Here is an 18933-nt window from a genome sequence, read left to right on the forward strand (position 1 = left end):
CAATTAGAGCTTAGGCGGTTTTGAATATGCCAAGTGGCGCGGTGTGAGCAACCGGCGGAAACGCGAGCCTTGATCTTGCGCAGCATTGGATCCGGTTCCGGCGATGGTCCCGTCAGAGTCTGCCAGCGTTTTATATCCGAGCGATGAATGCAGCCGGAAATGGTTGTAGTCGTCCGCGTAACCTTGGCCGTTGAAAGAATCCATTGAAGCTGAGCCCCAACCGCGCCGGTTTAAGGCGCGGTCAGAGTGAGTTGCTTGCCCGACCTATCTATTGTCCAGCTGCGATCTGACCAGCCTCAGCCCCCTTTCGGTGATCCGGTAGGGCTGGCCGCCTGAAGACCTGATCGCCTTCAGCCGTTTCAATCTCCTGAAGAGATCGAGGTCGACGCCGGGATAGAGCCAGCCGTCGCGGGTGAAACAACTGACGTTTTCGATCTTTCTGTAGTCGTCGCGGGTAATTTCGATGCGGCCGCCTTGGGCCATGAGATGCAGGATGCGCTGCTCCGTGCGGGAAATGTCCATGTTGTGAGATCCGGTATCGCGCCGTAGGGGCGCACAAAAACGATCTGGCGCTCATTCGAACGTGAGGGCTTCGTTTTTTCGGGCCCATGCGCGCAAGAAAACTTGCGGGCAGGGCCTTTACCGGATCTCAGACTGGCTCAACATAAAATATCTATTATTCGGCCCGGAAAAAGCGGTCAAGAGCATCCCTGTCGGTGAAAACCGGTCGAAAACGCTGGTTTCGGTTGATCATCCCTTTGCAGCTACTGGTAAATTCCGCGACTCAGTGATCTAGTTAGAGGGGTAACGCGGAGGTGTCGTTGATCCACATTCGCAATGCCCGCGACGGGGAAGCGGAGCTATTGAGCGAGATCGGGCTCAGGGCCTGGCAAAAGGCGATGGCGTCGATTGGCGAATCGGATGCGATGATCGACGCGGCGCGCAACGCCTTTCGCAACTTCGTGGAGAACGACTGGCTGACAATCACCGTCATCGAGCAGAACGGCCAGGTCGCAGGCTGGGCTGCACGCGAGGGATTGGACGAAACCATCTCGGATTTCTGGATCGATCCCGTCTTCACCCGGCAGGGACTCGGCTCAGCCCTTCTCGAACGCATCGAGAAGGATATCGCCGGCCGAGGCTTCGAGACGGCGGCGGTGCAGACCCATTCCAGCAATAGCGAGGCAATCGGCTTTTTTCGGAAGCACGGTTACGGTATCCACTGGCTGTCGGTCGCCTATAATCCGAAGCTTGACCGAGACGTGCCCTCTGTCGGGCTGACGAAGCCGCTGGTTTCGGAAAGCCAAGGCGGATATGGGCAGGAATTCTGAAGTTTAAAAATCCAGATGAAGGCGAGGGGCCCATAGTGGCGCGAGGGCCAGCATCGTGGCCAAGGCGCCGTGAAGGATCAGGATCGCCGCCAGGATCGACCGGAACGGTTCCTTTTTCGTCTTGTGGCGCAGGATCTGTTGTGCCGCCAGCGCACCGAGGCTGCCGCCGATCAGCGCAAGAGTCAGAAGTGAGCGCTCGCTGATGCGCCACCCACCATTGCGCGCCGCCTGCTTGTCGAGGAAATAGATCGGAAATGCGATGAGGTTCAGCGCCAGAAACAGTGCGGCCGTTTTGGTGATGTCGGTCATCGTCATGCGGCTACATTGCCATCCCTCGGTTAACCCGCGGCAAATGTCGCCGCCCCTGCGTCAAACCGCGGTGCGCGATGGGGAAAGCCTTGCACCGGAATGCCATTTCCTTTACCTCACCAGTGGAAAAGAACAGCCTGCAAAGAGCATCAGATGACCATTGTCGACGTCCGCACGCCCGATCCAAAACGCTTCATTCCCGGTGCCACCGGCGACTGGGAAGTCATCGTCGGCATGGAAGTCCATGCCCAGGTGCTGTCCAATTCGAAGCTCTTTTCCGGCGCTTCGACGGAATTCGGAAAGCCGCAGAATTCGAACGTTTCGCTGGTCGATGCCGCCATGCCCGGCATGCTGCCCGTCATCAACGAGGAATGCGTCAAGCAGGCCGTGCGCACCGGTCTCGGCCTCAAAGCTGAGATCAACAAGCGTTCGGTCTTCGACCGCAAGAACTATTTCTACCCCGACCTGCCGCAGGGCTATCAGATCTCGCAGTACAAGGATCCGATCGTCGGCGAGGGCAAGATCGTCATTTCGCTCGGGCCGGATCGCCAGGGCCAGTTCGAGGATATCGAGATCGGCATCGAGCGCCTGCACCTGGAGCAGGATGCCGGCAAGTCGATGCACGACCAGCACGCGACCATGTCCTATGTCGATCTGAACCGGTCCGGCGTGGCGCTGATGGAGATCGTCTCCAAGCCCGATATGCGCTCGTCCGACGAAGCCAAAGCCTATATGACCAAGCTGCGTTCGATCGTGCGTTATCTCGGCACCTGCGACGGCAACATGGATGAAGGCTCGATGCGCGCCGACGTCAACGTCTCCGTCCGCCGTCCGGGCGAGCCCTTCGGCACGCGCTGCGAAATCAAGAACGTCAACTCGATCCGTTTCATCGGCCAGGCGATCGAATACGAAGCGCGCCGCCAGATCGGCATTCTGGAAGACGGTGGCACGATCGATCAGGAGACACGCCTCTTTGATCCGAACAAGGGCGAGACGCGCTCCATGCGCTCCAAGGAAGACGCACATGATTATCGCTACTTCCCCGATCCGGATCTGCTGCCGCTCGAATTCGACGATGCCTTCATCAAGGCGCTCGAAGCCGATCTGCCGGAACTGCCCGACGACAAGAAGGAGCGCTTCGTGCGTGAACTCGGCCTGTCGGTCTACGATGCTTCGGTGCTCGTTTCCGAAAAGGCGATCGCCGATTATTTCGAGGCGGTGGCCGCAGGCCGCGACGGCAAGACGGCGGCCAACTGGGTGATCAACGACCTGCTCGGCGCGCTGAACCGCACCGGCAAGGATATCGAGCAGACGCCGGTTTCGCCGGCCCAACTCGGCGCCATTATCGATCTCATCAAGGCGGGAACCATCTCCGGCAAGATCGCCAAGGATCTGTTCGAAATCGTGCTGACCGAAGGCGGTGATCCCGCCGAGATCGTCGAATTGCGCGGCATGAAGCAGGTGACCGATACCGGAGCGATCGAAAAGGCCGTGGACGAGATCATCGCCGCCAATCCCGAGCAGGTGGAAAAGGTCAAGGCGAAGCCGACCATGGCGGCATGGTTCGTCGGCCAGGTGATGAAAGCGACCGGCGGCAAGGCCAATCCACAGGCCGTCCAGGCGCTGGTCAAGGCGAAGCTCGGAATCGAGGAATAAGCGGTGTATTTCGTCCGCACCGCCGGCGAGCGCGACCTCGAGAAGGTACGATCTCTTCTGGTGGAGAGCTTTCACGCCACCTATGACGAGCTCCACGGCACAACAAAGGTGGACGATCTGATCGCCCATCTCTTTACTCCGGCAGCGCTCAAGGCGCGGCTGGTGCGCAGGGATGCCGAGTTCCTCGTCGCCGATAATGGCCGCAACATCGGCGGCGTGGGCTATGCAGCGATGTCGCAGGCGCTGACGAAAACGGTCATGCTGCATCTCCTCTACGTCAGCCCGTCGCTGAAGCGCCAGGGCATCGGCCGCGATATCTTCGCCGAGCTCGAATCCTGCTTTCCGGATGCCGAGATCATGCGTCTGGAAGTCGAGCCGCAGAATGCGGCGGCGATCGCCTTCTACCAGGCGCATGGTTTCACCGAAGCCGGCCGCAATGAGAACAGCGCGCCCGGACAATCCGGCATTCCCTCGCTGATTTTCGAAAAACCGATCGAAGGGCATTGAGACCGTGGCGGTCGAATTGTCCGATATTCTCATTCGCGAAGCGCGCAGCGACGATCTGTCGGCGCTTGTGGCGCTGTTTGCTGCCGATGCTCTCGGCGGTCACGGCGATACCACGGATGCCGAGGCTTTTGCCGATTATGCCAGGGCCTTCGCAGTCATCGAGGCTTCGCCCGACCAGACGCTTTATGTCGCAGAGCGCGGCCGCGAAGTCGTCGGCACGTTCCAGACGATGCTCACGACCTCGCTGACGGGCCGCGGTTCTTCGACGATGATCATTGAGGCGGTGCAGACGCGGGCCGACATGCGCGGGGAGGGCATCGGCACTGGAATGATCGAATTCGCCGTTGCCGAGGCAAAAAGCCGCGGCGTGCGGCTGGTACAGCTGACCTCGAACGCCATGCGCAAGGATGCCCATCGTTTCTATGAAAGGCTTGGCTTCAAGCCTTCGCATATCGGCTTCAAGATGGCCTTGAAATGACCCCTGCCTCTCGTGGAATCGCTGGACAATTCGGCTTGGCGACGGCATAAGCGGGGAGCTAAATTCTGGTTTGGCCCGCACTGGCGGGCACAAGGAAAAGACATGCGGAATCTTCTGGTTCAAATCTTCACCTGGTGGAACAGTCAGACGATAGGCACGCGTTTTGCGACCTGGCGTTTTGGCAAGCGCGTCGGCGAGGATGAATTCGGCAACGTCTATTATGAAGGCGGCATGTCTTCCTATGGCCTGCCGAAGCGCTGGGTGATCTACAAGGGTTATGCGGAAGCCTCCGCCATTCCGCCGGGCTGGCATGGTTGGATGCATCATCGCACCGATGTTCCGCCGTCCAAGGAAAACTATGTCGCCAAGGAATGGCAGAAGGCGCATCGTCCGAACCTCACCGGTTCGCCGCAGGCTTACCGACCGCCGGGCTCACTCGCGGTTCCCGGCGAGCGGCCGCGCGTCACCGGCGATTACGACGCCTGGACGCCCGGCAACTGAGACGGCTCGACCGGGCGATCGCAAGCCCGGCTTTTGGCCACAATTGACCTTTACCCGCAGGTTGGCCGCGCTGGATCGCGGCCGTGAACCGAAAATGTCTGGAGACGGGTGCATATGAAGCTCTTCACGCGGAACATGGTCCTGCGTGGCGCCGGATCGCTGCTGGCGCTCTCGGCTCTGCTTCCACCGGGTGCGGCGCATGCCGCACGCATCGACAATCCGGTTGCGGTGTTCTCCGGCCTCGACAAGATCACCGGCCGTATCACGACGTTCGATGTCTATGTCAATGAGACGGTACAGTTCGGCGCGCTACAGGTGACGCCGAAAGCCTGCTATTCGCGCGACCAGGCTGAAGCGCAGAAGATCGACGGTTTCGTCGAGGTCGACGAAATTACCCTGGACCGCAAGATTCGCCGCATCTTCACCGGCTGGATGTTCGCCGACAGTCCCGGTCTCAACGCCGTAGAGCACCCGATCTATGACGTCTGGCTGAAGGACTGCAAGACAAGCTCAGACGTCCCGGCACCCGACAGCGCCAAGGCGCCGGCCCGTTGATTGATATCAGCTGGGACAGACGCCGAAAAAGCTTCACAATTTCGGCGCCGTCCCCTGGCTAGGCAGCGAGCCTATGCCGTGGGTGTCTTGTTTCGCGTGAAAAGACCTTTGGCAAACCGAAGCGCACCGCCAAGCACGACGACAATAAGGATGCCGGCCTTTTTGAGGAAGGCGGCGGCAAGCGCCAGTAGCCCTACCTTTGCGGCGATCTTGGCGCCAGCACCCGCAGCGATCATCCCGGCCATTCCGTAGGCTGCGATCTTGTCGCCTTCGACGAAGTCGGTATAGGCCATTCCCTTGTCGAACTGCACGAGCGTCGTGACGGTCGGAATGACCTGCTCGATCTCCTTCAACTGATTCAGGCCGGCAACGAAATCGAACTCGAATACGCCCTGGCGACCAAGAACGCGTACCGAATAGTTAAGGGTATGCGGGGCTTGCGCATCATCGCCAAACAGCAAATCGCGCGCCCAATGCATCGCATGCGCAGATTTGTCGTAATGCGGCGTCGAGGCCCAGCCGACAAGCGTAATCTTTTTAAAACCCTGCTTTTCGCGCTCGACGTTATTTTCCCTGATCGAATCCTTGATCTTCTGCAGCAATTCATCGTAATCGGTCGTGGCGGCGTCGGCGTCTGAGACATACCCGTCGGCGCTGTATTCGACGATGGAACCCCAGGCCCCGATATCGGTCGGCGCGTATTTCGCCGGGAAGATCATTCCCATCGTTCCCTCCGCCGCCTGCGGCGGATTTCCCCAGATATCGACCAGCACCTTCTTCGTGTCTGCGGAATTGAGATAGTAGAAGCCTTCCGGCATGTTCAGCGTCGCCTTTGCAGCGGGCAGCTTGATCGCACCCTGCTGAAAATCGAGCTTTTGCAGCAGTGGTTTTTCTGCATCCGAAAAAGCCCTGCCAGGAAACATCTCCTGGTACGGGCGTGCTTCGGCCTGACCCGCAAACAAGACAAAAAGGAGTGTGGCCGCATAATATCGTTTCAAAATTCTATCCCCCGTTTCATGGCCGAACCTATTCGAGTCGGCTCGAAAATCAACGCTGGGATGAAACGATCACGTTTAAAACTCCAGGTGTGGCGATTCCATCGCGCTGGCGAGCAACAGCGCATATTCGGCCTTCGGCACGTCGATCGCTCCGAACGTTTTCAGATGTTCGGTGGTGAATTGCGTGTCGAGCAGCGTGAAACCCTTTTCCCTCAGCCGGTCGACCAGGTGTACAAGGCAGATTTTCGAGGCGTCCGTCCGGCGTGAAAACATGCTTTCGCCGAAAAAGGCCGAACCCAGCGAGACACCGTAGAGGCCGCCGACCAGTTGATCGCCTTCCCAGGCTTCAACGGTATGGGCATGACCAATTTCGAACAGCGTGGAATAAAGCGACCGGATCGTCTGGTTGATCCAGGTGCTCGGGCGTCCCGATGTTTCCTCCGCGCAAGCCGCGATCACCTGGTCGAAATCGTGATCGAAGCGGATTTCGAAGGGTTTCCTGCGCACACGTTTGGCGAGGCTTTTCGATATGTGGAAATCACCGAGCGGCAGAACGCCGCGCAATTCCGGTTCGACCCAGAAGATCTCCGGGTCGTCGGCAGACTCGGCCATCGGAAAGAGGCCGATGGAATAGGCGCGCAGGAGGATGTCAGGGGTTATGCCTGGTGACTTCCTGCGCGATCCTGCCATTCCTGTCCTATGCCGCTGGCGTGTTGGCGAGGTAATGTTCCAGCCAGTGGATATCGTAGTCGCCGTTGGCGATATCCTGGTTGGAGACGAGATCCTGGAACAACGGCAGCGTCGTCTTGATGCCGTCGACGACGAATTCGTCGAGCGCGCGGCGCAGGCGCATCATGCACTCGACGCGCGTGCGGCCGTGCACGATCAGCTTGCCGATGAGGCTGTCGTAATAGGGCGGGATCTTGTAACCTTGGTAGGCGCCGGAGTCGATGCGCACGCCAAGGCCGCCCGGCGCATGGAAATGCGTGATCGTGCCGGGGGAGGGCACGAAGGTGCGCGCATCCTCGGCATTGATCCGGCATTCGATGGCATGGCCGGAGAAATGCACCTCGTCCTGCGTCACAGACAGGCCGCCGCCGGAGGCGACGCGGATCTGCTCATGCACCAGGTCGATGCCGGTGATCGCTTCCGTGATCGGATGCTCCACCTGCAAACGGGTGTTCATTTCGATGAAATAGAATTCGCCGTTCTCGTAGAGGAATTCGATCGTGCCGGCGCCGCGATATTTCAGCTTCTTCATGGCATCGGCGCAGATCTGGCCGATCTTCATGCGCTGCTCGACATTGAGTGCAGGCGAATTGGCTTCTTCCCAGACCTTCTGGTGGCGGCGCTGCAGCGAGCAGTCGCGTTCGCCGAGATGAATGGCATTGCCTTCACCGTCACCGAAGACCTGGATTTCGATGTGGCGCGGCTTGCCGAGATACTTTTCCATGTAGACGGCATCGTTGCCGAAGGCGGCTGCCGCCTCGGTACGCGCCGTCGACCAGGCCTCGATGAGATCGGCCTCGCTCTTGGCGACCTTCATGCCGCGCCCGCCGCCGCCGGCCGTTGCCTTGATCAGCACGGGATAGCCGATTTCGGCGGCCGTACGCAGCGCATCCTCTTCGGTCTTCACTTCGCCGTCCGAGCCGGGAACGACGGGAATGCCGAGTTCCAGCGCCGTCGTCTTGGCGGTGATCTTGTCGCCCATGATACGGATGTGATCCGCCGTCGGCCCGATGAAGGTGATGCCGTGCGCTTCCAGGATATCGGCAAACTTGGCGTTCTCCGACAGAAAGCCGTAACCCGGGTGCACGGCATCGGCGCCGGTGATCTCGCAGGCGGCGACGATCTGATGGATGTTGAGGTAGCTCTCGCGCGAGGAGGGCGGACCGATGCACACGCTTTCGTCGGCAAGGCGCACGTGCATGGCATCGGCGTCGGCGGTGGAATGCACCACGACGCAGGCAATGCCGAGCTCCTTGCAGGCCCGAAGCACGCGAAGGGCAATTTCCCCGCGATTGGCGATAAGGATTTTCGAAATCATGGCTTGGGCCTATTCGATGACGACGAGAGCTTGGCCGTATTCGACGGGATGTCCGTCGTCGACGAGGATCTCGGTCACCTTGCCCGACTTCGGCGAAGGAATCTGGTTCATCGTCTTCATCGCTTCGATGATGATGAGCGTCTGGCCTTCCTTGACGGTGGCGCCGATTTCGATGAACGGACGTGCGCCCGGAGCCGGCGCCATATAGACAGTGCCGACCATCGGCGCATTGACGACATTCGCCGGGTTGCGGCCGGGGGCTGCGGCAGGCGCGGCAGCGGCGGCTGCCGGAGCGGCGGCTGCTGCCGGAGCAGCGGCAAAGGCCGGTGCAGCGATCGGTGCCTGGACGTATTGCGGCGTGCCGCCGCGGGAAACGCGGATACGCAAGTCGTCCTGCTCGACCTCGATCTCCGTCAGATCCGTCTCGTTGAGGATGTTGGCGAGATCGCGGATCAGTGCCTGATCGATACCCGATTTCTTTTCAGCCATGGTGTTGCCCTGTCTTCTTCTTATGCCGTGATGTTCTTCAGCGCTTGCAGCGCCAGGATGTAACTATGAGGCCCGAAGCCGCAGATCACGCCCTTGCATGCCGGTGCGATCATCGACTTGTGGCGAAACTCTTCCCGTGCATGGACGTTGGAAATGTGGAGCTCGATGACGGGAATCGAAATAGCGCGGATCGCGTCGTGCAGCGCGACTGACGTATGCGTGTAGGCGCCTGCATTGATGGCGACGCCGGCGGCTTTTTCGTCGGCCTCGTGGATCCAGTCCACAAGCGTGCCTTCGTGGTTGCTCTGACGGAAATCGATATCAAAGCCGAGTTCGCGCCCGGCTGCCTTGCAGTTTGCCTCGATGTCCTTGAGCGTCTTGCCGCCATAAATGCCGGGCTCTCGTTTGCCCAGCATGTTCAGGTTTGGGCCGTTCAGGACAAAAATCGTTTGCGTCATCGAATGTTCCGTAAATGCACGACGGCAACCTATAGACTCCGCGAGGGCTGAATGAAAGCCCTTACGGGTTGGCCGGCAGGAATCGCGCCACATTTGTCCACATGGCTGAAACGCTTCGATTCTGGCGATTTGATGAGCGGCCGGTCGGCTGCCCGCTTCCTCAGCAGGCGGTCTTGCCGCAGCTGCGCATGTTCTTGACCTTGGCTTCGAGATCGTCGAGCCCGACTGCGCCCGGGACCAGCTCGTTGCCGATTACGTAAGAGGGCGTGCCGCTGATGCCGAGGCTGGAGGCAAGCTGATAGGTCGCCTGAACGATCCCGTCATTCGGGCTCTTAGCCATCTCGGCGCGAATCTTGTCCTCGCTGACGCCGAGAGAGCCTGCGACGGCGATCGCACTGTCTTCCGAGGCGCGGCCTTCGCTGCTGAGAAGGGCGACATGAAAGTCGGCGTATTTCGCAGGCGCCAGCCTGCGGAAGGCGTCGGCCACTTTGTGGGCGGCAACCGAATCCGGCCCGAGGATCGGGAATTCCTTGAGCACGAAGCGAACGTTCGTGTCCTTCTTCAACATCGCCTGCATGTCGGGAAGCGCGTGACGGCAGTAGGTGCAGTTATAATCGAAGAATTCGACGACCGTCACGTCGCCCTTGGGATTGCCGAGCGCGACGTCATCCTTCGAATTGAAGATGTTCGCGGTGTTCTCCTCGATTGCCATATTGGCTTTCACCAGCCGCGCGGCTTCCTGCTTCTTCTGCAGCGCCTCCTGGACATCAAGCATGATCTCCGGGTTCTCGATCAGATATTGCTTGATGAATTCGCCGAACTCCTTCTTCTGCTGATCGTCGAGCGCTGCCGCTGGAAACGGGAGCGCGATCGATGCGGCGAGCGCCAGTGCGGTGAAGCTTTTTGAGAAGAAGGCCATGATATCCTCGTCATCGGCGATGTGGTCTTGGTCGAGAAACCGTCGCCGGGTTATGGACTTGAACGCGTCGCGTCAAGGTACGGTGCGTCGAGTTCTGCTCAAACAGGAATTTTCATCCCTGCGCCGCCCTCGCGGGATTGTGATGAGCCGATTAATGCGGCAATTGTCTGGCCAACAGCCAAGAAGCCGAGCGAGAAGCGATCTTGTTTTCCATATCGAAACGCAGCGAAGTCGAGCCTTTTCATGCCATGGACGTGTTGGCGGAGGCGACGAAGCGGCGGGCAGCCGGCCATCCCGTCATCTCGGTGGCGGTCGGCCAACCTTCGCATCCCGCGCCTCGAGCTGCCCTCGAAGCGGCAAACGCCGCCCTCCTCGAAGGCCGGATCGGTTATACGGATGCGCTGGGGACGGCGCGGCTGAAATCCGCACTTGCTTGGCACTACAGGGACCGTCACGGCCTGGAGATCGATCCCAAGCGCATCGCCATAACCACAGGCTCCTCGGCAGGGTTCAATCTCGCCTTTCTGTCGCTTTTCGATGCCGGCGATGCCGTGGCGATCGCGAGACCGGGTTATCCCGCTTATCGCAACATTCTCGGCGCGCTGGGGCTGAAGGTTCTCGAAGTGCCGGTGACGGCCGAGACCCACTTTACCCTGACACCCGAGAGCCTTGAGGCGGCACAGCAGCAAAGCGGCGTCAGGCTCAAAGGCGTACTGCTTGCAAGTCCCGCAAATCCGACCGGCACGGTGACCGGCCGTGACGGGTTGAAGGCGCTTGCGGACTACTGCGCGGCCCAATCCATCGCCTTCATCTCCGATGAGATCTATCACGGGCTGACCTTCGCCGGCGAGGAAGCGAGCGCGCTCGAGCTGACCGACGAGGCGATCGTCATCAACTCCTTCTCCAAATATTACTGCATGACGGGCTGGCGAATCGGTTGGATGGTGCTGCCGGAGCGCCTGGTGCGGCCGATCGAGCGCGTGGCGCAGAGCCTCTATATCTCGCCGCCCGAGCTCTCCCAGATCGCAGCGGTGGCCGCACTTGGCGCAAGCCAAGAGCTTGATCATGTCAAGGCGAGCTATGCCGCAAACCGAGCGCTGCTGCTCGACCGCCTGCCCAGGATCGGCCTTGCGCCCGCTTCGCCGATGGACGGTGCCTTCTACGCCTATATCGATGTCTCGCGCTTCACCAATGACAGCATGGGTTTTGCCAAACGCATGCTTGCAGAAATCAACGTTGCGGCGACGCCGGGGCTTGATTTCGATCCGCTGGAGGGACATCGAACCTTGCGTCTCTCCTATGCGGGTTCGCAAGCAGAGATCGCAGAGGCGGTGGAGCGGATAGCAGTTTGGCTGAAGTAGGGCTGCGGGGCAAGCGGCTGCTTGCCCACGTGCTCTAAATCAGCTGCGCGACGAAAACAGCGAAGCGAGCGTCGAAGCCGGCTTGTTGTTCAGCCGCGGCACCACCACGAGCTGCTTGATCTCGCCCCGTTTGTAGGCGGCCAGGAAGCGCTTGTAATCCTTGAAGGAAACGCAGCCGTTGGAATCGCCGTTCTTGCCGAGCATATAGGTGTGGGCAAGCAGGCCGACGCGGTCATAGATGGCATCCGAGCCTTCCACCGGTGTCAAGCGCAGCGCTTCGACTCCGTGAAACAGAGCCTCGCGCATCGTGAGGACATAGGTATGCGGCGGCGTCGGTCCGCGCATCTTCTTGTCGACGTAGCGCGGGTTGTCGCGCATCTTGCCGAGACCTGAATGAGCCTCCAGCCGTTCGCCGCTCGGCAGGTAGACGGTGCTGTTTTCGATATCATAGATCGCGACACCTGCCCGCAGTTTCGGCGAGAAGACCGGCTTGTCGTAGCGCGGCACGGCATCGTCCTCATCGTCCTCTATCGGCGAGTTTGGCTGGGCATAGGCAAGGGCAGGCCCGGCAGAGCGCTGCGCACCCTTGGCCGTCGGCGCCGGTTTGCCGATGAGTCCGTCCGGACGCGCCATCGGTAACGGCACGGAACCTGTATCGGGTGACAGGACGAGATCGAAGGGTTGATCCTCTGCCGCTGCGACCTGCACCGGAGCGGATTCTGTTGCAGGAACCGAGGCGGTCCTGACGGGAGAGGCGACTGGCTCGATCGGGGCGGGTGCGATCTGCCGGGGGTCGGCATCGGCAAGCGCGAGCATCGCCTGGAGTTGGGCCGCTGCGACGGCCTCCTTCGACGGAACGATGATGCGGTTGCCGTCGTCTTCTTCAATCTCTGCCGAGGCGAGTTCGACCGGCGGCGGCGCGATCGCATCATCCTTGCGGAACTTGGCGCTGTCGGAAATCGCGGCGACGACCGGTTGCTCGGCAGTCACGGTCAGCCGATTGTTCTTCGCCAGAGCCGCCAATGCAGTTGCGGCGGCGGCGGTCTTTTCGGCGTGAGACTGGATGAGGCTTGCCGTCAGCGGCATCTTCGGCTTCGCGTTGAAGGCAGTCAGCCGGTCACCCTTGCCGACATGGATCAACCTTTCAAGGCGAGTTGACGACGCCACTTTCGGGGTGGCGCCGATCTGTGCCAGGCTGCCTGCTGGAGAGAAGGGCGCGGCGACCGAATGCATCGTTGCCAAGGTCGCGATCATCCATGTTGAGGTTAAAAGCCCGGCGCCGACGACACCGTAAAGAAAACCGCGAGATCTGTGCGAACGCAAAGCAGATCCGCCAAGAGGGGCGACGTTATCCAACGTCCCTACCGCAAACGCCATACTACACTCGTCTTTCAAACTCGCTACGCAGGCCGGCGGCACTGACTGACTAAAACTTCGCCGGGGCCGGTAAGGGCGCAAAGGGGCCGAATTTAGGCCGCCTGCGACTTCCGACTGTTTTGAGAGGATGACGAATTATGGTTTCTAATTTGTTTACGCGATATCGCTGTTTCTTGGGATGTCTCAAAAAGAGATGCCTGCTGGCGTCTCAGGTGCGTTCCATCACATAACTTCCCGGTGCTTCTTCGATCGCGTTCAGCGCATCGCCGCCGGGTTTGCGCGCCGCAACGCGTCTACTGTCCTGCGACTCGATCCAGGCCTGCCAATGCGGCCACCACGATCCCGGCGTCTCGCTGGCTCGCTCGAGCCAGGTCTCATAGTCTCCCTTCGCCGGGCCGCCCGTCCAGAATTGGTATTTCTTCTTGTCGGGCGGGTTGACGACACCGGCGATATGTCCCGAGCCGGTGACGACGAATTCGACCTTGCCGCCGAAGAACTGGCTGCCGAGGAAGACCGATTTTGCAGGCGCGATGTGGTCCTCGCGCGTTGCGAGATTATAGATCGGGATCTTCACATCTTTCAGCGATACGCGCTTGCCGTCGAGGATCATCTCGTTCTGCGTCAACGCATTGCGGAGATAGCAGTTTCGCAGGTAGAAGGCGTGGTTTGCCGCCGCCATACGCGTCGAATCGGCGTTCCAGAACAACAGGTCGAAGGGCAGGGGCTCCTGGCCCTTGAGATAGCTGTTGACGAAATAAGGCCAGATCAGCTCGGAAGCGCGCAGCATGTTGAAGGCCATCGACATCTTCGTGCCGTCGAGATAGCCGGCCGCCTTCATATGCTCTTCGAGCGCGGCAAGCTGCTCCTCGTCGACGAAGACCTTGAGATCGCCGGCATGGGTGAAGTCGACCTGAGTGGTGAAGAGAGTCGCGGTCTTTATGCGCCGGTTTTTCTCCTTGGCGTGCAGCGCCAGTGTTGCGGCCAGCAGCGTGCCGCCGACGCAGTAGCCGACGGCATTGACGTCCTTCTCGCCGGTCGCCTTCTCGATCGTCTCGAGCGCGAAATCGATGCCTTCCCGGGCATAGGCGCCCCAGTCCTTCTCGGCGTGACGCGCATCCGGGTTGACCCAGGATATGACGAAGACGGTCTGGCCCTGGTCTACGCACCATTTGATGAATGATTTCTGAGGGTTGAGGTCGAGAATATAGAACTTGTTGATCCAGGGCGGGCAGATCAGCAGCGGCCGCTTCAGCACTGTTTCGGTCGAGGCTTCGTACTGGATGATCTGGCAGATATCGTTCTGGGCGATGACTTTGCCCGGTGTCAGCGCCATGTCACGGCCGACAGCGAATTTCGTCATGTCGGTCTGTCGAAGGCGAAGCTCGCCGTTTCCGGCAGCGATGTCCTCGGCGAGCATCTTCATGCCGCGCACGAGGTTTTCGCCGTTGGTTGCGATGGTCTCGCGGTAAAGCTGCGGGTTGGTAGCGATGAAGTTGCTCGGCGAAAGAGCTGCCGTGATCTGCTTCACGTAAAATTCTGCCTTGTGCTTGGTGTGCTCGTCGAGGCCGTCGGTCTCCGACACCAGCTTGTCCACCCAATCGCTCGTGACGAGATAGACCTGGCGGAGGAAATCGAAGAATGGATTTTTCTCCCAATCCTCGTCGGAAAAGCGCTTGTCCTTGCGGGTGTCGGGCTCGGGCGGCAGGGGCTCGCCCTGCATCCCACGCGTGCCCTGCAAGCGCTGCATCGAGCGCATCCAGATGCCGAAGAACGAGGACATCAGCTGGGTCTGCGCCTCGAAGGTGCGGCGGGGATCGGAAATCCAGTATTCGCTGACCTTCGAAAGCGTCTTGACCATGTCGGTCATCGGATCGATGGAGCTTTCGGAGATCTCGCCGCGTTCGCGCGGCGCAAGCCAAGCCGAGGCGGCCTGGCCGAGATTTTCGAGCGCCCGGGCGAAATTCATCGCCATGGTCTCGGGATCCTTCAGCAGATAGGGTTCGAGATCGGTTGCGTCGAAACCGGTCTTGTCGCCATTCTTCTGGCCGCCACTCTCCTGCTTGCTGTCGGTCACCATTTCCTCCGGCGGCAGCACTCTTTTTATCCGTTTGTTGTACATCGTGACCGAACGAGAAAACAAGTTCCACCCGCATCGGCTCGTGCTATTGCTTTGTGGCTGCGACAAATTTAACAGTCGAGGCAATCAGAACTGGATTTTGAGGCATGATCAAGAACGGCATTCGGCGCATCGCAACCTTCAACCGCACCGCATTGATCTGCGCCGCGGCGGCGATGACCCTTGCCGGATGCAATCTGACGGCGGAGGAAAAAGCCGCAGCTGCCGCCAAGCGAGCGGCGCCGACCGCCGTCGTCATGCCGGCAACCAAGGGCGAGGCTGTCGAAGGCGGTCTGACAAAATCACCGGACGGCTATCCGAATTTCGGTGCGCCGCTGACGGCGGCCAACGTCCAGATGAGCGATGAGCAGGCGGCCGAACTGCAGCATCAGTTGACCGCGCTTGCCGGCCGGCGCAAGGCCGGCACGATCTCGGAAGCCGAATATCAGGCCAAGGTCGCCGAAATGCGCCGCCTCGCCGCCGAGCATGGTCCGCAGACGCTCTCCGAAATATCCAAATAAGCCTTGCCTTTCAGGCAATTTGGACGCAAAGCCTTCCGGATGGATCGGAAGATGCGATTTTCCCGATAATGCGTGGTTGTGCGGCTTTTCCGTCAAAGATTTGCCGCTTGGCTTGGGTCTGATGAATACGGCGCTGCGATTGTGAAGTTCGTGTCGCAGCCGCCGGGAGACGGAACGAACTTCGACCGCGGCCCGAAATGCCGCCTTTCCATGGGGAATGAAATGGAAGAGTTTCACAAAGTCCGGCGTTTGCCGCCTTATGTTTTCGAACAGGTCAACCGTTTGAAAGCAAGCGCGCGAGCGGGCGGCGCCGATATCATCGATCTCGGCATGGGAAACCCTGACCTTCCCACCCCCCAGGCGATCGTCGATAAGCTCTGCGAGGTCGTGCAGGATCCGCGCACGCACCGTTATTCCTCCTCCAAGGGCATTCCCGGTCTGCGCCGCGCCCAGGCCGCCTATTATGCCCGCCGCTTCGGCGTCAAACTCAACCCGGATACGCAGGTGGTCGCCACCCTCGGCTCCAAGGAAGGCTTCGCCAATATGGCGCAGGCGATCACCGCGCCCGGCGACGTGATCCTCTGCCCGAATCCAACCTATCCGATTCACGCCTTCGGCTTCCTGATGGCCGGCGGCGTGATCCGCTCGATGTCGGTGGAGCCGGACGAGACCTTCTTCCCGCCGCTTGAGCGCGCGGTCCGGCATTCGATCCCGAAGCCCCTGGCGCTGATCCTCAACTATCCCTCGAACCCGACGGCCTTTGTCGCGACGCTCGATTTCTACAAGGACGTCGTCGCCTTCGCCAAGAAGCACGACATCATCGTGCTGTCCGATCTTGCCTATTCGGAGATCTATTTCGACGGCGCTCCGCCGCCTTCGGTCCTCGAAGTGCCGGGCGCAATGGATGTGACGGTCGAGTTCACCTCGATGTCGAAGACCTTTTCCATGCCCGGCTGGCGCATGGGCTTTGCCGTCGGGAATGAGCGGCTGATCGCTGCGCTCACCCGCGTCAAGTCCTACCTCGATTACGGCGCCTTCACGCCGATCCAGGTGGCGGCGACGCATGCGCTGAACGGTGATGGTTCCGACATTGCGGAAGTCCGTAACGTCTACAAGCGCCGCCGCGACGTCATGGTCGAAAGCTTCGGCAAGGCAGGCTTTGAAGTGCCGCCGCCGGCAGCCACCATGTTCGCCTGGGCGAAAATTCCGGAAAAGTTCCGTCATCTCGGTTCGCTGGAGTTTTCCAAGCTGCTGGTCGAGAAGGCCGACGTCGCCGTTGCTCCCGGCATCGGATTCGGCGAGATGGGCGACGACTATGTCCGTCTGGCGCTTGTCGAGAATGAACACCGCATCCGTCAGGCTGCGCGCAATATCAAAAAGTTCATGTCGACGGCAGACGAGACGATGCATAACGTCATCTCGCTGAACGCCCACCGTTAATTCCAACTCTTGGGCAGCCGCATTCGGCGGCTGCCGCCACACAGACATTTCAGGATCGATCCATGGCAGATGCCCTCAAAATCGGCATTGCGGGCTTAGGCACCGTTGGCGCCTCGCTTGTCCGCATCATTCAGCAGAAAAGCAACGAGCTTGCCGTCACCTGCGGACGTCCGATTACGATTACTGCGGTTTCCGCCCGCGACAAAACGCGAGACCGGGGCGTCGATCTTTCTGCCGTCACCTGGTTCGATCGGCCTGAGGATCTGGCTGAAAAGGGTGATATCGACGTCTTCGTCGAACTGATGGGCGGTGCCGAAGGGGCTGCCAACGTCTCGGTGCGCGCCGCGCTGCAGCGCGGTCTCCATGTGGTGACAGCCAACAAGGCGCTGCTCGCCTTTCACGGCGTCGAGTTTGCGACGATCGCGGAAGAGAAGGGTTCGCTGCTGAATTTCGAGGCGGCGGTCGCCGGCGGCATCCCCGTCATCAAGGCGCTGCGCGAATCGCTGACGGGTAACGCCGTCTCGCGCATCTACGGCATCATGAACGGCACCTGCAACTACATCCTGACCAAGATGGAGAAGGAGGGGCTTTCCTTCGCCGAATGCCTCAAGGAAGCGCAGCGGCTGGGTTATGCCGAAGCCGATCCCGCCTTCGATATCGAGGGCAACGATACCGCCCACAAGCTCGCCATCCTGACGACGCTTGCCTTCGGCAATCGCATCGCAGCCGACGATATCTATCTCGAAGGCATCACCAATATCTCGATCGAGGACATCCACGCCGCGGCCGAACTCGGTTACCGCATCAAGCTGCTCGGCGTTGCCCAGCGCACCGAGACCGGCATCGAACAGCGTGTACACCCGACCATGGTCCCGGTCGATTCCGTCATCGCCCAAGTCGACGGCGTTACCAATGCGGTGGCAATTGAGTCCGACGTCCTCGGCGAACTGCTGATGGTCGGACCAGGCGCTGGCGGCAATGCGACGGCCTCGTCCGTGCTTGGCGATATCGCCGATATCGCCAAGAGCCAGCCGGGCGCTCAGCGCGTGCCGGTGCTCGGTCATCCCGCAAAGGCGCTGGAGCCTTACCGCAAGGCACAGATGCAGAGTCACGAGGGCGGATATTTCATCCGCCTGACTGTGCTCGACCGCACCGGCGTCTTTGCAAGCGTCGCCACCCGCATGGCGGAAAACCACATCTCGCTCGAATCGATCGTTCAGCGCTCCACGCAGCACCTGGCTCCATCGCATCACCAGACGATCATTCTCGTCACCCATGCGACGATGGAGGAGTCCGTGCGCAGGGCGGTCGCTTCGATAAAGTCGGAAGGCTATCTCTTCGGCGAGCCGCAGGTAATCCGTATCGAACGGCCGAAAGAAGAAGCCTAGCGCGTCGGCCCGAAAATCGGATTCGATTTTCGGAAAGCACGATGCGCAGCTTCAGAGTGTTAAAGCGTTTTCCGAAGTATGAACCGCCCTGTCTCTGGCAGGGCGGATTTTTTGTTAATCGTTCAGCCTCCCCTTGCGGAAGTCTATATTACCAGATGCCGAAATACTGCTATAAATAAAACCACAGATGGTGAGTCGTCGGCGTGGAGCATTTCATGAGCAAGGACAGCCACGCCGGAAAAGAGCATGGCAGTCCGAGCAAGGTGCCGCCAGCCCGCCCTGCGATGTTTGCGGACATCCTCAAGCCGCTGCACAGTGACATTCGTGAAGTGAGCCATGACGAGGCTTTTGACGACGAACATACGGAAGGCCGCAACTGGGCCATTCTGCTGACGCTGTTTTCGGTCTTGTTGGTGCAGATCGGCGGCATCGCCGTGATCGTCTGGCTGATCTTCTGGTAAAAATCCGTGTCTGGAAATCCG

At 60.1% G+C, this 18933-nt stretch carries 21 protein-coding genes and 1 pseudogene; 11 read left to right on the top strand and 11 right to left on the bottom strand.

What is annotated here, in order from left to right; all coding sequences use genetic code 11:
- Positions 1 to 10: 10 nt before the first annotated feature.
- Both NMA58_RS07940 and NMA58_RS07945 read right to left on the bottom strand, forming a co-directional pair.
- Positions 11 to 180, bottom strand: a pseudogene (locus NMA58_RS07940) (IS3 family transposase); the annotation flags it as partial.
- Between the two features lie 84 nt (positions 181 to 264).
- Positions 265 to 522, bottom strand: coding sequence for a YjhX family toxin (locus NMA58_RS07945; RefSeq protein WP_064802186.1), 258 nt, complete (start codon positions 520 to 522; stop codon positions 265 to 267).
- Positions 523 to 821: 299 nt separating this feature from the next.
- On the opposite strand from NMA58_RS07945, the gene NMA58_RS07950 reads away from it, so the two are divergent.
- Positions 822 to 1331 (top strand): GNAT family N-acetyltransferase, encoded by a 510-nt coding sequence (locus NMA58_RS07950; protein ID WP_221122841.1) that lies wholly within the window; start codon positions 822 to 824, stop codon positions 1329 to 1331.
- Between the two features lie 3 nt (positions 1332 to 1334).
- Here NMA58_RS07950 and NMA58_RS07955 read toward each other — a convergent pair whose 3' ends face one another.
- The gene (locus tag NMA58_RS07955) at positions 1335 to 1646 is read right to left on the bottom strand and encodes a DUF1294 domain-containing protein (RefSeq protein ID WP_434712903.1); all 312 of its coding nucleotides are present in this window, start codon (positions 1644 to 1646) and stop codon (positions 1335 to 1337) included.
- Positions 1647 to 1793: 147 nt separating this feature from the next.
- On the opposite strand from NMA58_RS07955, the gene gatB reads away from it, so the two are divergent.
- The 5 genes from gatB (at position 1794) to NMA58_RS07980 (ending at position 5337) form a co-directional block, all read left to right on the top strand.
- Positions 1794 to 3296 carry an Asp-tRNA(Asn)/Glu-tRNA(Gln) amidotransferase subunit GatB gene (gene gatB / locus NMA58_RS07960; protein ID WP_434712904.1) on the top strand — a complete coding sequence of 501 codons (1503 nt, stop codon included), beginning with the start codon at positions 1794 to 1796 and terminating at the stop codon, positions 3294 to 3296.
- Positions 3297 to 3299: 3 nt separating this feature from the next.
- Positions 3300 to 3803, top strand: coding sequence for a GNAT family N-acetyltransferase (locus NMA58_RS07965; protein ID WP_434712905.1), 504 nt, complete (start codon positions 3300 to 3302; stop codon positions 3801 to 3803).
- A gap of 4 nt (positions 3804 to 3807) precedes the next feature.
- Complete coding sequence (locus NMA58_RS07970; protein WP_434712907.1) at positions 3808 to 4281, top strand: GNAT family N-acetyltransferase; 474 nt, start codon at positions 3808 to 3810, stop codon at positions 4279 to 4281.
- A gap of 102 nt (positions 4282 to 4383) precedes the next feature.
- Positions 4384 to 4782 carry an NADH:ubiquinone oxidoreductase subunit NDUFA12 gene (locus NMA58_RS07975; RefSeq protein WP_011425152.1) on the top strand — a complete coding sequence of 133 codons (399 nt, stop codon included), beginning with the start codon at positions 4384 to 4386 and terminating at the stop codon, positions 4780 to 4782.
- A gap of 114 nt (positions 4783 to 4896) precedes the next feature.
- A complete protein-coding gene (locus tag NMA58_RS07980) occupies positions 4897 to 5337 on the top strand; it encodes a DUF2155 domain-containing protein (RefSeq protein WP_097598622.1) in 441 nt (146 codons plus the stop codon).
- A gap of 71 nt (positions 5338 to 5408) precedes the next feature.
- Here NMA58_RS07980 and NMA58_RS07985 read toward each other — a convergent pair whose 3' ends face one another.
- The 6 genes from NMA58_RS07985 to NMA58_RS08010 form a co-directional block, all read right to left on the bottom strand.
- A complete protein-coding gene (locus NMA58_RS07985; protein WP_434712908.1) occupies positions 5409 to 6335 on the bottom strand; it encodes a DUF2167 domain-containing protein in 927 nt (308 codons plus the stop codon).
- Positions 6336 to 6410: 75 nt separating this feature from the next.
- Positions 6411 to 7025 carry a leucyl/phenylalanyl-tRNA--protein transferase gene (gene aat, locus NMA58_RS07990; RefSeq protein WP_434712909.1) on the bottom strand — a complete coding sequence of 205 codons (615 nt, stop codon included), beginning with the start codon at positions 7023 to 7025 and terminating at the stop codon, positions 6411 to 6413.
- 7 nt (positions 7026 to 7032) lie between these two features.
- A complete protein-coding gene (accC, locus tag NMA58_RS07995; protein WP_085778015.1) occupies positions 7033 to 8382 on the bottom strand; it encodes an acetyl-CoA carboxylase biotin carboxylase subunit in 1350 nt (449 codons plus the stop codon).
- A gap of 9 nt (positions 8383 to 8391) precedes the next feature.
- Positions 8392 to 8871 (bottom strand): acetyl-CoA carboxylase biotin carboxyl carrier protein, encoded by a 480-nt coding sequence (gene accB, locus NMA58_RS08000; protein ID WP_085778016.1) that lies wholly within the window; start codon positions 8869 to 8871, stop codon positions 8392 to 8394.
- A gap of 20 nt (positions 8872 to 8891) precedes the next feature.
- Positions 8892 to 9329, bottom strand: coding sequence for a type II 3-dehydroquinate dehydratase (aroQ, locus tag NMA58_RS08005; RefSeq protein WP_430960556.1), 438 nt, complete (start codon positions 9327 to 9329; stop codon positions 8892 to 8894).
- Between the two features lie 160 nt (positions 9330 to 9489).
- Positions 9490 to 10248: a DsbA family protein gene (locus NMA58_RS08010; protein WP_434712910.1), complete on the bottom strand. Its 759-nt coding sequence runs from the start codon at positions 10246 to 10248 to the stop codon at positions 9490 to 9492.
- 203 nt (positions 10249 to 10451) lie between these two features.
- Between NMA58_RS08010 and NMA58_RS08015 the strand changes: the two genes are divergently transcribed.
- Positions 10452 to 11609 carry a pyridoxal phosphate-dependent aminotransferase gene (locus NMA58_RS08015; protein WP_434712911.1) on the top strand — a complete coding sequence of 386 codons (1158 nt, stop codon included), beginning with the start codon at positions 10452 to 10454 and terminating at the stop codon, positions 11607 to 11609.
- Between the two features lie 39 nt (positions 11610 to 11648).
- On the opposite strand, the gene NMA58_RS08020 is transcribed toward NMA58_RS08015, so the two are convergent.
- Together NMA58_RS08020 and NMA58_RS08025 are read right to left on the bottom strand one after the other, a co-directional pair.
- Complete coding sequence (locus NMA58_RS08020) at positions 11649 to 12986, bottom strand: tlde1 domain-containing protein (RefSeq protein ID WP_434712912.1); 1338 nt, start codon at positions 12984 to 12986, stop codon at positions 11649 to 11651.
- A gap of 208 nt (positions 12987 to 13194) precedes the next feature.
- Positions 13195 to 15063: a PHA/PHB synthase family protein gene (locus NMA58_RS08025; protein ID WP_434713392.1), complete on the bottom strand. Its 1869-nt coding sequence runs from the start codon at positions 15061 to 15063 to the stop codon at positions 13195 to 13197.
- A gap of 146 nt (positions 15064 to 15209) precedes the next feature.
- On the opposite strand from NMA58_RS08025, the gene NMA58_RS08030 reads away from it, so the two are divergent.
- The 4 genes from NMA58_RS08030 to NMA58_RS08045 all read left to right on the top strand — a co-directional run bounded on the left by NMA58_RS08030 (position 15210) and on the right by NMA58_RS08045 (position 18912).
- Positions 15210 to 15623 (top strand): hypothetical protein, encoded by a 414-nt coding sequence (locus NMA58_RS08030; RefSeq protein WP_097598615.1) that lies wholly within the window; start codon positions 15210 to 15212, stop codon positions 15621 to 15623.
- 222 nt (positions 15624 to 15845) lie between these two features.
- On the top strand, positions 15846 to 17063 hold the full coding sequence (locus tag NMA58_RS08035) for an LL-diaminopimelate aminotransferase (RefSeq protein ID WP_097598741.1): 1218 nt from the start codon (positions 15846 to 15848) through the stop codon (positions 17061 to 17063).
- Positions 17064 to 17125: 62 nt separating this feature from the next.
- The gene (locus tag NMA58_RS08040) at positions 17126 to 18451 is read left to right on the top strand and encodes a homoserine dehydrogenase (RefSeq protein ID WP_434712914.1); all 1326 of its coding nucleotides are present in this window, start codon (positions 17126 to 17128) and stop codon (positions 18449 to 18451) included.
- A 215-nt stretch (positions 18452 to 18666) separates the two neighbouring features.
- Positions 18667 to 18912 (top strand): hypothetical protein, encoded by a 246-nt coding sequence (locus tag NMA58_RS08045; protein ID WP_097598613.1) that lies wholly within the window; start codon positions 18667 to 18669, stop codon positions 18910 to 18912.
- Positions 18913 to 18933: the final 21 nt, after the last annotated feature.

Source organism: Rhizobium sp. YTUHZ045 (assembly GCF_051124255.1).
Classification (GTDB): Bacteria; Pseudomonadota; Alphaproteobacteria; order Rhizobiales; family Rhizobiaceae; genus Rhizobium.